Raw genomic sequence first — 13,884 nt, forward strand, 5'->3', positions numbered from 1 at the left:
CTTTATGACCACATCGGCCGGTTTATGGCGGTTGTTTCAAAGCCACATTGATGAATTGCAAAAGCGTGCAGAGCGCTTGTTAGAAAGAGAGAATTTAGAGTTACTCGCGATTCATTCAGGTCAGCAAAAGCGCTGGTTTCTGGATGACATGAATTACCCGTTTAGAGCTAACCCTCACTTCAAAGCATGGTGTCCAGAAACGCAATTACCGAACGCCTGGATTATCGTTCAACCAAAAACAAAGCCGACCTTGGTTTTGCTGGCAGCTGATGATTTTTGGCATACCGTTAAATCGGTTGAGTCTGAAGATTGGACCGCGGCGTTCCACGTGGAACATTTAAAAACACCTGAAGCTATAGAAACGCTGTTACCTTATGACAAAAAGCACGCCGCTTATATTGGTGAGCATATCGAGGTGGCTAAAGCTTTAGGTTTTGACAATATCAATCCAGACCCGGTATTACACTTTTTCCATTATCACCGGTTATTTAAAACCGATTACGAACTTGCCTGCTTAGAAGAAGCGAATGAACTCGCCGCACGGGGGCACATAGCGGCAGCTGAGGCTTTTGCTGAGGGCGCTTCTGAATTTGAGTGCTTACTGAGCTATATGTCAGAAACTAAGCAAGGCCAGAACGAGGTGCCATACAGCCACATTATTGGTCAGAATGAAAATGCCAGTGTGCTGCATCACTGGCAGCTTGCTACTGCAAATAAAACACCGTTGCGCTCAATGCTTGTTGATGCTGGCGCGGAGGTTTGCGGATACGCAGCAGACATTTCGCGGACTTGGTCGTACGAACATAACGAATACGAAGAGCTCATTGTGGCTGTCGATCAGATTACGTTGGCGCTGATTGATAAGTTGAAGCCTGGTGTCAGTTTCCCTGACTTGCACAAGCTTGCTCACGAACAAATAGCCAACTTGTTGTTTGCGTTTGGCTTTGTTCGTTGTAGTCCTGAGCAAATGATTGAAGAGGGTATTACAACGGTCTTTTTCCCGCATGGCTTAGGGCATCCACTTGGTTTACAAGTCCATGATGTTGGCGCGGCACAGGCTGATGAGCGGGGTACTCCCATTCCGTCACCTCAAGGTCAACTCACGCTGCGAACAACTCGAATGGTAGAAGCAAGGCAGGTTTATACCATAGAGCCCGGCATCTACTTTATTGAACCTTTGCTGAATAAGCTGGCGTCGTCGAATAAAAAACACCTGATTAACTGGAAGCGTGTCGACGAGTTTCGCCCGTTCGGTGGCGTTCGAATTGAAGATAACATTGTGGTGTACCGTGAAAAAAATGATAACTTAACGCGCCGAACAGAACTGAAAGACTTTAAATTTAAGGTGAACTGACGTTGTCCGGTGAGAATTATTTAATCGTCATAGAGGGCGCTGAAGCAGAAATTGAGGTGAAAGGCAGTCGCTTTATTGCCTGTTTAAGTCCGGCAAAAACACAAGAAGAAGCACTGGACTTTAAAGAGGCAATTAAAAGACGCTACCCAAAAGCGAGTCACTATTGTACCGCGTCAGTGTTTGGTCACCCCGAGGACAGTCATGGCTATGCGTACAGCGATGACGGCGAGCCGTCAGGAACGGCTGGCCGGCCTATGTTGATGGCTCTGTCAGACGTCGGTATAGGACAGGTAACTGCTGTGGTTGTTCGATACTTTGGGGGAACGAAGTTAGGCACAGGCGGTCTTCAGCGAGCCTATAAAGATGCGGTACTTGAAGCTTTGCCTAACTTGGCTTCTGAAATGCTGATATTCAAAACGCTTTTTTCAATCAATTTTGACTATACCGACCAAGGAGCTGTGGAGCCGCTTCTTGAGCGTTATGATGCTGAAGTTTCTGAGTCTGAATATAGCAATATTATTAAGCAGGAAGTTCGAATAGAGCCGTCTAAAGTGGGTGAACTACAGGAAAAACTAAAGGCCGCCACACAAGGGCGTGTGCAACTGCGGCCTTATGAACCCATCGATTAAAAGAACATTGCACTGGGTTGGAAAACTCGCTCAACCTGATCAATGTACTTCTTATCCAGTAAGAACAGAATAACGTGGTCGTCCGAATGAATGATGGTTTCACTGTGTGCCATAAGCACCTCGTTACCACGTACAATTGCGCCAATGGTCGTACCCGGTGGTAATTTGATGTCTTTAATGGCCTTACCAACTACTTTTGAGGTGTCTTCGTCGCCGTGCGCGATGGCTTCAATAGCTTCCGCAGCACCTTTTCGCAGAGAGTAAACGTTAACAATATCGCCTCGACGGACGTGGGTCAGTAATGCTGATACGGTTGCTCGTTGCGGCGAAATGGCAATATCAATTTCTCCGCCTTGCACTAAGTCGACATAAGCGCTGCGTTGAATAAGCACCATGGTTTTGCGAGCGCCCATACGTTTAGCCAGCATAGCCGACATGATATTCGCTTCATCGTCGTTGGTGACGGCAATGAAAACATCAATGTCTTCAACGTGTTCTTCTTCTAATAGCTTTTGGTCGGACGCATCACCACGGAAAATTAGGGTGTACTCCAGGCGCTGCGACAACTCCTCAGCTCGCGCTTCCGAGCGTTCAATCAGCTTAACCCGGTGGTCGCCCTCAAGCTGCTTAGCCAAACCTGCGCCGATATTACCGCCGCCAACAATCATAATTCGGCGATACTTGTCTTCAAGCTTTTGCAGCTCTTGCATGACTGTACTAATGTGTCGGGTATCCGCTATGAAGAATATTTCATCGTCGGCTTCAATAACCGTTGTTCCGGTGGGGCGAATAGGCTTACCTTGACGGTAAATGGCTGCGACACGGGTGTCGATATTGGGGATGTGCTCGCGCAAGGTGGAAATAGCATGCCCCACCAGCTTACCGCCATAATAGGCTTTTACGGCAACGAGAGACGCACGGCCACCGGCAAACTCCATAACCTGTAAAGCGCCGGGGTAGTCAATAAGTCGCTTAATGTAATTGGTAACGAGCTGCTCGGGTGAAATGATGTTATCGACCGGCGCATCCTGGTTGTGAAACAGCTGATCTTTGTAGCGAATGTATTCTTCTGAGCGAATCCGCGCTATTTTCTTCGGCGTATTAAAAATGGAGTAGGCGACCTGGCAGGCAATCATGTTGGTCTCATCGCTGCTGGTTACAGCAATAAGCAGGTCGGCGTCGTCTGCCCCCGCTCGTCTTAAAACGTCGGGGTGAGCACCGTTGCCTGCTACCACACGCAGATCATATTTGTCCTGCAAGTCGTCTAGCAAATCGGCATTTGTGTCGACAATGGTAATATCGTTGCGCTCGCCAACTAAGTTCTCAGCAAGCGTGCCTCCAACCTGACCAACCCCAAGTATGATAATTTTCATTGTGCTTTTTTGAGTCTCGCGTAAAAGAATCCGTCGCCGTCAGCTTCACCGGGTAAAATTTGCAACATGTCCCGATTCGCCTCTATGGGTATGAGAGTAGCATCGCTGTGCTGTTTTAGGAAAGCCTCAACCTGCGTTTGGTTTTCATCTCGTAATATAGAGCACGTCGCGTACAGAAGTTCGCCGCCAGGCGCTAATGTTTCCCATAACGCCCTCAATATTTTGCCCTGAAGCTCTGCAAGCTCGCTTATGTCGCTCTGGCGGCGCAACCATTTGATATCGGGGTGACGACGAATAACGCCGGTCGCCGAGCAGGGGGCGTCTAATAATATACGGTCAAAGGACTTGCCGTCCCACCAGGCAGAGGTATCTGCTGCGTCTGCGCAATGAACCTCTGCGAAGAGCTGCTGACGCGTTAAGTTCTCTTTAATGCGTTCTATTCGGTTTGCATCGAGTTCAACCGCTTGAACGGGGTAATCGAAAGCGTGTCTTTCCAACAGGTGTAACAATTTACCGCCCGGCGCTGCACAACAGTCGAGCACTCGGTGTCTGCTATCCACATTAAGATAGTCAGCGGCCAGCTGTGCCGAGCGATCTTGCACCGACACAGCGCCGTCATGAAATTGAGGCAACTTATCGACTGGACATGGCGTTAGCAACTTAATCGCGTTACGTGCTTCCGTGTCTGGCACCGCATCGATACCCTGGCTTTTCAGTTGCGCCATATAGTCATCGCGGGAGAATTGGCGCTCGTTAACGCGAAGCCACATCGGAGGGTGCTGGTTATTTTCCCTGAGAATGGATGTCGCTTTGTCGCCGTGGTCACTTTCAAGCTGTTGTACCAACCAACGAGGGTGATTGTGAGTGCTGTCTTCAGGTAAGTAGCGCTCAAAGTTTTCATCGGCGTCAGGCGCTTCGCGCAATAGCTGGCGCAACACTCCGTTGATAAGCGCTTTGTTATTGCGTTTTTTCAATACAGCGGCCGCTTCAACCGTTGCGCTGACGGCCGCATGGTCTTTTATCCGCTGGCAATAGAGCTGATAAGCACCGACCAGCAACAGATAATGCAGAATTTTAAGCTTACCTTTAAGGGGTTGCTGAAGCTTAGCGCCTACTAATTTGTTTAATGTCGGCAGGACACGCAATACACCATAGCTTATTGCACTTGCTAAGCGTTTATCCGACGCAGAAAGCTTTGCTGTGGCATTGGGTAAAGCGGTCGATAGAGACTCACCTTTTTCCAACACCTGAAAAAGCGCAGTGGCAGCGGCGGCTCGGCTCGCGGCTCCTGAGCCTTTACTTTCGGTTTTATTAGGCTCACTCATGATAGCTGTAGGCCTTCAGCAAATACTTTGGCGTAACCGTTTATCAGCGTAGCAGCGGGTTGTGGTTTCTTGCCCGGCATCTGCGCTTTAGTCATTCTTAGAACACCGTCTCCGGTGGCGACATCAATGCCGTCATTGGAGCTTTGTACGATGGTTCCGGGAGCCTCCCGGGTTGCTCCTTGTGCAATTTCAGCTTCAAGTACTTTAATGGTTTTCTGTTCACCCAGTTGGTCAGACTCGCACCAACTGACAGGCCAGGGAGTAAATGCGCGAGTACATCGTTCTATAAAAGCAGCAGACTCATTCCAGTCTATTTTCGCTTCTGCTTTGCTGAGTTTCTTCGCATAAGTGGCCTGTGTATCATCCTGAACGGTTGCGTTCGCCTGATATGCATCTAGGTCTCTTAGCGTTTCAACTAACGCTTGTGGGCCAAGCGCTTCCAGCTTCTTATACAGCGATGCGGAAGTTTCGTTAGGGTCAATTGCGCAGCGCTTTTCCAGTAGTACAGGGCCTGTATCTAACCCTGCTTCCATTTGCATAACAGCAACACCTGACTCTGTATCACCTGCCCATACCGCTCGTTGAATAGGGGCTGCGCCTCGCCATTTTGGTAGCAGTGAGCCGTGAACATTCAGGCAACCTTTAGCGGGAATATCGAGTATCGCCTGTGGCAACAGTAAACCATAAGCGACAACAATCATGACATCCGGTTTTAATGCCTGGAGCTGTTGCTGAGCTTCCTCCGTTTTCAGCGACTCGGGCTGAAATACGGGTAATTGATTGGCTTCAGCCAGCTGCTTAACGGCGCTAGGCTGTAATTTTTTCCCGCGCCCGGCAGGACGGTCAGGTTGGGTATAGACACCGACAATATCAAAGTCAGTGTCTAAAAGATGCGACAAGTGCTGTGCCGCAAAGTCAGGAGTTCCGGCAAAAACGATGCGCATTATTGGGCTTCCGAAGCAAACTTCTCTGCTAAACGCTGCTCTTTTTCAAGCTTCTTGCGAATGCGCTCACGTTTCAATGGCGATAGGTAATCTACAAACAGCTTGCCGTTTAAATGGTCAATTTCGTGCTGGATACAAATAGCCAGTAAGCCTTCTGCATTCATTGAGAACTCTTCACCATTTTTATCCAACGCTTTAACAGTAATGGTTTCGGCCCGCTCAACTTTGGCGTAAACCCCCGGGAACGACAGGCAGCCCTCGTCGTTTTTAAAATGACCTTCGGCCTTGGTTATTTCCGGATTAATAAAAACCAGTGGTTCATTTTGATCTTCACTGCAGTCAGCGACAAACAAACGCTGGTGCACGTCTACTTGCGTTGCTGCAAGCCCTACGCCTTGTTCGTCGTACATGGTTTCGAACATATCATCGATAACCGCACGGATAGAATCGTCTACTTTCGCAATTGGTTGTGCGACTTTACGTAAACGTTCGTCGGGATATTTAAGAACTGTCATTTTTGCCATAGAAACCTCCAAAACTTCATCTACCCTATAGTTTACCTTAAATTGACCGGTGAAGGACAGGGCATGGATGCTGAGCAGTTATGTTTATTAATGGGGGCGTCAAAGGCGCCAAACAAGGTACAGAAAGCGGCAAGGGAATGTTCCTCTATTGCCGAGCTATCTGAACGATGGGGGCAATCGTTTAAACCGGTCGACCCTAAATGGGTGAAAGCGGCGAAAACATGGACGCAAACGGAGCGGCAGGGAGTCATTTCGTATTTTTGTGATGACTATCCTGAGCCGCTAAAGTCTATTCAGAATCCGCCGTGGTTGCTGTATTACCGGGGGCGCAAAGAATTACTGCAAGGCGTCGGAGTGGCTGTTGTCGGCAGCCGAAAAGCATCGCACAGTGGGTTGCAAATTACGGACTGGATAGCAAAAGACTTAGTGGCTGCTGGTATTGTTGTGGTGAGCGGTCTGGCAATGGGTATTGACGCCCAGGCGCACAAAACTGCGGCCGATAAAGGCAAAACCATTGCGGTGCTCGGGACAGGAATCGATCAGTATTACCCACGCAGGAACAAGTCCTTACAAGACTTTATCGCTCATCAGGGGCTGCTGATTTCTGAATTTCCGCCGGGACAGACTGCCAGAATTGATCACTTCCCGCGCCGAAACCGTATTATTAGTGGTATTAGTCAGGCTGTTGTGGTGGTCGAGGCGGCTCGTAAAAGCGGCTCTTTGTCGACGGCTATTCATGGTCTTAATGAAGGTCGGGAAGTGGGGGCGGTACCGGGCTCTGTGCTGATGCCGGAACACCAGGGCTGTCATTGGTTATTACAGCAAGGCGCTAAGCTTATTAACACGCCACAGGATATTCTCGATTGGTTTGGGGTAAGCGCTACCGGCTCGGTCGATGACAACGAACCGCACGAAGAGAATCAAAGCTTGGCAAACTGCCGTTTGTTCGCTAGTCTGAATTCAGAGCCACGAACAATTGATGACATGGTACAATTGTCCGGACTCGAGGTTGCTGAAGTCATGGAGAAGATAGTGTTATACGAATTAGAAGGACTTGTGGCAGCCGTACCAGGCGGTTATATCAAAGTGGGGAGGCGCTAAATCATGTTTGATATCCTCATGTATTTATTTGAAAACTATATCCATTCTGAAATGGAAGTGGTGGTCGATCACGACGAGCTGACCAATGAATTAACGCGCGCTGGTTTCCGTGAACAGGAAATTCAAAAGGCGTTAGCGTGGTTAGAGCGCTTGGCCGACTTACAAGAGTTAGAAACCAAATCCTACATCGATGCATCAGCCACTCAGGCAACTCGCATTTATACGGCCGATGAAATGACTCGTCTGGACAGCCAGTGTCGTGGTTTTATCATGTATCTGGAAAACTTGGGCGTGTTGGACTTTGCTACGCGTGAAGTGGTTATTGATCGTGTCATGGAGCTGGAAACAAGCCGCTTTACATTAGACGACCTAAAATGGGTTGTTTTGATGGTGTTGTTTAATGTGCCCGGACAAGAAGCCGCTTATGATCAAATGGAAGGGCTTCTGTTCGAAGAAGCAGACGGACCCTTACATTAATGTCCGCTGATGAACGCTGCCCGCGCTGTCAGCGGCCGTTAGTTATAAAACACGTTGGCCATAATAGCTTTTTAGGCTGTACTGGCTACCCAGGCTGCGACTACAAGCGTGGCTTAAGAGAACAGTCTGAAATAGAGCCGGAAAACTTAGGCGTTCCCTGTCCTGAGTGTGGTGAAGAGCTGCAATTGAAAAGTGGTCGCTATGGGTTATTTGTCGGGTGCAGTAACTTCCCGGCGTGCGAATTCGTTACTGAACCTGATGCGGGTAATGACGACACCATTCAATGCCCTGAGTGTAAAAAAGGTCAGCTACGACAAAAAACCTCCCGCCGAGGCACCGTATTCTACGCTTGCAATCAGTATCCAACCTGCCAATTTACGGTGAATCAGCCTCCCGTGGATGAGTCTTGCCCCAAGTGTGGTTTTGCACTGTTAGTGAAGCGAAAAACGGCCTCCGGTGTGCGAAAAGTCTGTATACAAAAGCAATGCGACTATAAATCTGACACGCTATAATACCCCGCAACGATTTAACGAGAGAGAGTGCTATGTCTCACGACTGGGAAGCCGCGAAAGAAGCGGTAAAAACCGGGGTTATAGCGTACCCAACGGAAGCCGTTTTTGGGCTTGGCTGTGACCCGTCCAACGAAGTTGCTATTCAACGATTACTCAGCTTGAAACAGCGCCCTGCAGAAAAAGGCGTTATTTTAATTGCCGCTGACTACAGCCAATTGCTGCCGTACGTCGATGACACCGCTATACCGCAAGATAAACGGTTCTCCGTGCTTTCTCACTGGCCGGGACCTGTGACGCTTATTCTGCCAGCAAGGAAAACAACGTCGCGGCTGCTGACTGGCGGACGAGACACTATTGCTGTGCGTGTGTCAGCTCATGAAGCGGTAAGAGAGTTATGCCGTGAGCTTGGTCATGCATTGGTGTCCACCAGTGCCAACTTAACTGGCGAAGAGCCGGCACGTACCGCCGAAGAGGTTAAACAGCAGTTTGGTGATAAAGTCAGCTGGATAATGGATGCCCCAACCGGCGGCGCTAAGAACCCGACTCGTATTATCGACCCATTTAGCAATAAGGTGCTTCGAGACGATGCATAGTAGCTATTTAACGCAAGTAAAAGACTACTTAATGGCACTGCAGGACAGTATTTGCCAGCAGTTAGAAGAGGCAGACGGTGCAGAAAAGTTTCAGGAAGACAGCTGGGACCGCCCGGGCGGGGGCGGCGGACGCTCACGTATTTTAAAAAACGGCGCTGTTTTTGAGCAAGGCGGCGTTGGTTTCTCGCATGTCTATGGTGAAAAAATGCCTGCCTCTGCAACTGCGCATCGGCCGGAGCTTGAAGGTCGTGACTTTAATGCCTGCGGCGTATCGTTGGTGTTGCACCCTAAAAACCCATTCGTACCCACTGTTCATATGAACGTGCGCTTTTTTATTGCACAAAAAGAAGGTGAAGAGCCGGTCTGGTGGTTCGGTGGTGGCTTTGACCTAACTCCGTTTTATGCGTTTGAAGAAGACGTTGTTGGCTGGCATAAAAACGCGAAACAGGCGTTAGACCGCGTTGATGAAGCCTTTTATCCAGAATACAAACAATGGTGTGACGACTACTTCTTCCTTAAACACCGCAATGAGGCGCGCGGTGTGGGGGGTGTCTTTTTTGACGACTTGAACGACCGACCATTCGAAGAATGCTTTTCGGTAATAAAGGCGGTGGGTGATGCGTTTACCCGGGCTTATTTACCGATAGTTGAGCGCCGTAAAGATACGCCTTACACCGAGCACCACCGAGATTTCCAGCTGTATCGCCGCGGGCGTTATGTCGAATTTAACCTGGTTTGGGACAGAGGCACCTTGTTTGGCCTGCAAACAGGTGGCCGTACCGAATCAATTTTAATGTCGATGCCTCCTCTGGTGCGCTGGGAGTATAACTGGAACCCTGAGCCGGGTTCGCCCGAAGAACTGCTAACGTCTTATTATTTGCAACCCCGAGATTGGCTGGCAGAGAAATGACGAACCCAGTGCGTTTAGGTGTTTTCGGCAACCCGGTGGCCCACAGTGTGTCACCAACTATTCATAGTTTGTTTGCAGAGCTTCGCGATGAACGTATTTTGTACGACCGAATGCTTGCAACGCCGGCTTATTTTCCAAAAGCGGTAGCGCAGTTTTTTCGAAACGGTGGCTCGGGTGCGAATGTTACCTTGCCGTTTAAAGAGCAAGCAGCGCAACTGGCGAACACCTTAACGGATAGAGCCCAGGTTGCTGGCGCAGTAAACACCTTAATAAAAGTGGGCTCAGGCTTTGTTGTTGGAGACAACACCGACGGTGAAGGTTTAGTTAAAGACTTAAATAGTAAGGGTTTTGGTGTAAGTGGGCGCCCACTTGTCTTGTTGGGTGCGGGCGGCTCGGCTCGCGGCGTGTTACCGGCATTACTGAGTTTGAATCCGGCGAAGGTGTATTTGGTTAACCGAACGTTGGAAAAAGCCCAGGTGCTTAAGCAACTGCTTGTCGATTTAAGCGTTCACGGTGCTGAAAATATTCAGGTTGTATCAAATGCCGACAGTATTAACGAACAGATTGATGCCGTCGTAAACGCCACCATCAGCAGTCTTCACAATATCGACATTCCGTTGCCGGGGAGTTTTGCCGACAATGCCTGGGGCTATGACTTAATGTACAGCGACACTCCTACCCATTTTCTTAAGCAACTAGAAAAGGCTGGCGTTAAAAACCGCGCAGACGGCTTGGGTATGTTAATTGAGCAGGCCGCCTCGTCTTATCAATTATGGATGGGTGGAGAGCGACCCGATACGACCTTTGTTATGTCTAAGCTAAGAGCTAAAACCTATTGATTTATAAGCAATTTACGAAAAGGTTTATAAGGCTCAAAAATTACCGAATAAAAGAATATAAAAAAATGGATTTTGGTAGTAGATCATCCCGAATTTTGTGGTAGTCTGTTTGACCGGTTTGGGAAAGTTTTTCAGTCTTGCTGAAACCTAAATCGACAAGTTTCCACAGCGAAGCTTGAATGATAAAAATAATAAGGTATGTTAGGGTGCCTGCCGTTTTAAATCCCTCTATATCAATAAGTTAGCTATTTTAAAAGACACGGGAAAACTTTGTTTTCTGACTGTGGTGAAACTCGTTGTCAACAAATATATCAACAGCTTATGCACAGGGTGTTCAGTGGTGCGAAACCCTCAGATGTGGCATCCTATAGGAAATGCTTAATCGGACACAAAACCTATGTCGGCAACAGTTCCTGAGAACCCCTTTATTCTTGTTGATGGTTCATCGTACTTATTTCGTGCTTTTCATGCGCCACCACATCTAACCAACTCGAATGGCGAGCCTACCGGCGCAATATATGGCGTTGTAAACATGCTTCGCAGCCTTTTGAAAAAGTATCAGCCGTCGCACATGGCGGTGGTTTTTGATGCCAAAGGCAAAACCTTTAGAAGCGATATTTACGAAGAATATAAAGCTCACAGACCGCCAATGCCGGATGACCTCAGAAGCCAGATAGAGCCGCTGCACAATATCGTAAAAGCCATGGGCCTGCCGCTGCTTTGTATTGATGGTGTCGAAGCCGACGATGTTATTGGCACATTAGCCCAGCAAGCGGGTGACCAAGGACGTTTCACCTTAATTAGCACTGGCGACAAAGACATGGCGCAGTTGGTAAACGAGCATGTCATGCTAATTAACACGATGACTGATACCTTGCTTGATACCGACGGTGTTGAGAAAAAGTTTGGGGTTAAGCCTGAGCAAATTATTGATTACTTGGCGCTTATGGGCGACAGCTCTGATAATATCCCGGGTCTTCCAAAAGTGGGCGAAAAGACCGCGCAAGCGATGCTTCAGGGCATACCCAGTATTGATAAAATTTACGAGGACATTGAGGCAGTAACATCTTTGTCATTCCGCGGTGCTAAGTCGATGCCGGACAAACTTCGTGAGTACAAAGATCAACTCCTCATGTCGCGAGAGTTGGCCACCATAAAGCTAGATGTAGAGCTACCCATGCACCCGGATGATCTCGATATTCAGCCGGCAGACTCTGAAAAGTTGGCTGAGCTTTACGGTCAATGTGAGTTTCGCCGTTGGTTAGGCGAGCTCATGGAGCAAGGCGCTGCAACAGACCAAGCACTGGGTGAAGAAAGCTCCGATAAGGTCAGTAGCGATATATCTTCGGAGAAGTATAGAACTCTGCAAACGGAAAAAGACGTAGAAGACTATTTAAACAGCCTTTCCTCGGCTGAGTTTGTTGCTTTTGACACAGAAACCACCAGTTTGAACTATATGCAGGCTGAGTTGGTAGGGGTGTCACTGGCTACTGAGCCAGGTAAAGCGGTGTATATTCCGGTGGGGCATGACTACATGGATGCCCCTGAACAAGTCAGTCGTGACTGGCTGCTGGAAAAGCTGAAGCCCATTTTAGAAGGTGACAGCCCGAAAAAAGTGGGCCAGAACTTAAAGTATGATGCGCATATTTTACGTCGCTATGGCATTCGCCTGGGTGGTATTTTAAATGACACCATGCTGGCGTCTTATGTGTTTAATAGCGTCGGGTCACGCCACGACATGGACACTCTGAGCCTGCATTATCTAAACCATAAAACTATAAGTTTTGAAGACATTGCTGGAAAAGGCGCAAAACAGCTGACCTTTAACCAAATTGAATTGGAGAAAGCTGCGCCTTATGCCGCTGAAGACGCAGACATAACCTTACGCCTGCATGAAGTGCTTTGGAAAAAAGTCGAAGAAACCGGTAGTGAGCTGCAAAGTGTTTTAACCGATATCGAAGTACCTCTTATTTCGGTGCTGTGCGATATGGAGCAATACGGCGTTCGCATTGACGCTAATTTGCTGGGTAAGCAAAGCCAGGAAATTACCGAAAAACTGGCTGAGCTTGAGAAAAAGGCGTTCGATATTGCCGGTGAAGAGTTTAATTTAGGCTCGACCAAGCAGTTACAGCGCATTTTCTTCGAGAAACTGCAATTGCCGGTGATTAAGAAAACCCCTAAAGGTGCCCCGTCAACGGCAGAAGAGGTGTTGCACGAGCTGGCGCATGACTATCCGTTGCCGGATGTGATTTTGCAGCATCGTAGCCTGTCTAAGCTGAAATCAACCTACACTGACAAGTTGCCTAAAATGATAAACCCAGACACGGGACGTGTGCACACTTCTTATCAGCAAGCGGTTGCCGCAACCGGACGACTGTCATCGACGGATCCGAACTTGCAAAATATCCCAATTCGAACCGCAGAAGGACGCCGCGTTCGCCAGGCGTTTGTTCCGGAAGATGGCTATAAAATAGTGGCTATCGATTACAGTCAAATAGAACTGCGTATTATGGCTCATTTGTCGCAGGACAAGTCACTGTTGAATGCGTTTGCCGAAGGGCTGGACATTCACCGGGCAACGGCAGCAGAAGTCTTTGGATGCAAACCTGAAGAAGTAACTGATGAGCAGCGTCGACAAGCTAAAGCAGTAAACTTTGGGCTTATTTATGGTATGTCGGCATTTGGTTTGGCGCGTCAGCTTGGTATTGCTCGTAACGATGCACAGCATTATATGGACAAATATTTTGAGCGCTTCCCAGGCGTGTTGAAGTATATGGAAGACACGCGTAAACAAGCGAAAGAGCAAGGGAACGTTAAGACCTTATTTGGTCGTCGTTTGCCTTTGCCGGACATAAAAGCAAGTAACGGAGCGCGTCGAAAAGGTGCTGAGCGTGCGGCTATCAACGCACCAATGCAGGGCACTGCGGCTGATATTATTAAAAAGGCGATGCTGCAGGTGGCGGACTGGATAGATACAAATAACTGCAAGGACGATGTGCGCATGCTAATGCAGGTTCACGATGAACTGGTCTTTGAGATAAAAGAAGCAAAACTGGACGACTATATTAAAGAGTTAACAGCAGTTATGGAAAACGCTGCACGCCTTGATGTGCCTCTAATTGCAGAGGCAGGCAAAGGAAAAAACTGGGATGAAGCACACTAGATTCAAAAAAAACTGAACTTTTTTTGAGCACCCTAGTCAGATTAATTGAGGGAAATAATCCACCCTCAACAAATTGTTCTCCCTGGATTACTTTTTACCCGGCTCTCTTGAGCCGGGTTTTTTTGTTTGCCCAGCGAAGC

At 48.3% G+C, this 13,884-nt stretch carries 13 protein-coding genes; 9 read left to right on the forward strand and 4 right to left on the reverse strand.

Annotation, left to right across the window (positions count from 1 at the left end; genetic code table 11):
• The first annotated feature begins 4 nt into the window (after positions 1 to 4).
• Positions 5 to 1,354, forward strand: coding sequence for a Xaa-Pro dipeptidase (gene pepQ, locus B3850_RS03170; protein WP_286874756.1), 1,350 nt, complete (start codon positions 5 to 7; stop codon positions 1,352 to 1,354).
• Between the two features lie 2 nt (positions 1,355 to 1,356).
• A complete protein-coding gene (locus B3850_RS03175; RefSeq protein ID WP_286874758.1) occupies positions 1,357 to 1,983 on the forward strand; it encodes a YigZ family protein in 627 nt (208 codons plus the stop codon).
• On the opposite strand, the gene trkA is transcribed toward B3850_RS03175, so the two are convergent.
• Genes trkA through def form a run of 4 tightly spaced genes read right to left on the reverse strand, consistent with a single transcriptional unit; the run spans position 1,980 to position 6,149 of the window.
• Positions 1,980 to 3,356 (reverse strand): Trk system potassium transporter TrkA, encoded by a 1,377-nt coding sequence (gene trkA / locus B3850_RS03180; RefSeq protein WP_286911377.1) that lies wholly within the window; start codon positions 3,354 to 3,356, stop codon positions 1,980 to 1,982. The two genes, B3850_RS03175 and trkA, sit on opposite strands and share 4 nt — an antisense overlap.
• The gene (gene rsmB / locus B3850_RS03185) at positions 3,353 to 4,681 is read right to left on the reverse strand and encodes a 16S rRNA (cytosine(967)-C(5))-methyltransferase RsmB (RefSeq protein WP_286874764.1); all 1,329 of its coding nucleotides are present in this window, start codon (positions 4,679 to 4,681) and stop codon (positions 3,353 to 3,355) included. The genes trkA and rsmB overlap by 4 nt, the downstream gene beginning before the upstream one ends.
• Positions 4,678 to 5,625 (reverse strand): methionyl-tRNA formyltransferase, encoded by a 948-nt coding sequence (gene fmt, locus B3850_RS03190; protein ID WP_286874766.1) that lies wholly within the window; start codon positions 5,623 to 5,625, stop codon positions 4,678 to 4,680. The genes rsmB and fmt overlap by 4 nt, the downstream gene beginning before the upstream one ends.
• Positions 5,625 to 6,149: a peptide deformylase gene (gene def, locus B3850_RS03195; RefSeq protein ID WP_053954113.1), complete on the reverse strand. Its 525-nt coding sequence runs from the start codon at positions 6,147 to 6,149 to the stop codon at positions 5,625 to 5,627. The genes fmt and def overlap by 1 nt, the downstream gene beginning before the upstream one ends.
• Before the next feature lie 63 nt (positions 6,150 to 6,212).
• On the opposite strand from def, the gene dprA reads away from it, so the two are divergent.
• The 7 genes from dprA to polA all read left to right on the forward strand — a co-directional run bounded on the left by dprA (position 6,213) and on the right by polA (position 13,744).
• Positions 6,213 to 7,250: a DNA-processing protein DprA gene (dprA, locus tag B3850_RS03200; protein ID WP_286911378.1), complete on the forward strand. Its 1,038-nt coding sequence runs from the start codon at positions 6,213 to 6,215 to the stop codon at positions 7,248 to 7,250.
• Between the two features lie 3 nt (positions 7,251 to 7,253).
• Positions 7,254 to 7,727 (forward strand): DUF494 family protein, encoded by a 474-nt coding sequence (locus tag B3850_RS03205; RefSeq protein WP_053954114.1) that lies wholly within the window; start codon positions 7,254 to 7,256, stop codon positions 7,725 to 7,727.
• The gene (locus B3850_RS03210; protein ID WP_286874770.1) at positions 7,727 to 8,239 is read left to right on the forward strand and encodes a DNA topoisomerase family protein; all 513 of its coding nucleotides are present in this window, start codon (positions 7,727 to 7,729) and stop codon (positions 8,237 to 8,239) included. Before B3850_RS03205 ends, B3850_RS03210 begins: the two co-directional genes overlap by 1 nt.
• A gap of 32 nt (positions 8,240 to 8,271) precedes the next feature.
• On the forward strand, positions 8,272 to 8,832 hold the full coding sequence (locus tag B3850_RS03215) for an L-threonylcarbamoyladenylate synthase (RefSeq protein WP_286874771.1): 561 nt from the start codon (positions 8,272 to 8,274) through the stop codon (positions 8,830 to 8,832).
• Complete coding sequence (gene hemF / locus B3850_RS03220) at positions 8,825 to 9,742, forward strand: oxygen-dependent coproporphyrinogen oxidase (protein WP_286874772.1); 918 nt, start codon at positions 8,825 to 8,827, stop codon at positions 9,740 to 9,742. Before B3850_RS03215 ends, hemF begins: the two co-directional genes overlap by 8 nt.
• Positions 9,739 to 10,581, forward strand: a complete 843-nt coding sequence (gene aroE / locus B3850_RS03225) for a shikimate dehydrogenase (RefSeq protein ID WP_286874773.1) — start codon at positions 9,739 to 9,741, stop codon at positions 10,579 to 10,581. The genes hemF and aroE overlap by 4 nt, the downstream gene beginning before the upstream one ends.
• Before the next feature lie 397 nt (positions 10,582 to 10,978).
• Entirely contained in the window at positions 10,979 to 13,744 is a 2,766-nt protein-coding gene (gene polA / locus B3850_RS03230) for a DNA polymerase I (protein ID WP_286874775.1), read from the forward strand.
• Positions 13,745 to 13,884 lie beyond the last annotated feature (140 nt).

Origin of the sequence: Idiomarina sp. UBA4520, from assembly GCF_002388365.1 — a bacterium.
Classification (GTDB): Bacteria; Pseudomonadota; Gammaproteobacteria; order Enterobacterales; family Alteromonadaceae; genus Idiomarina; species Idiomarina zobellii.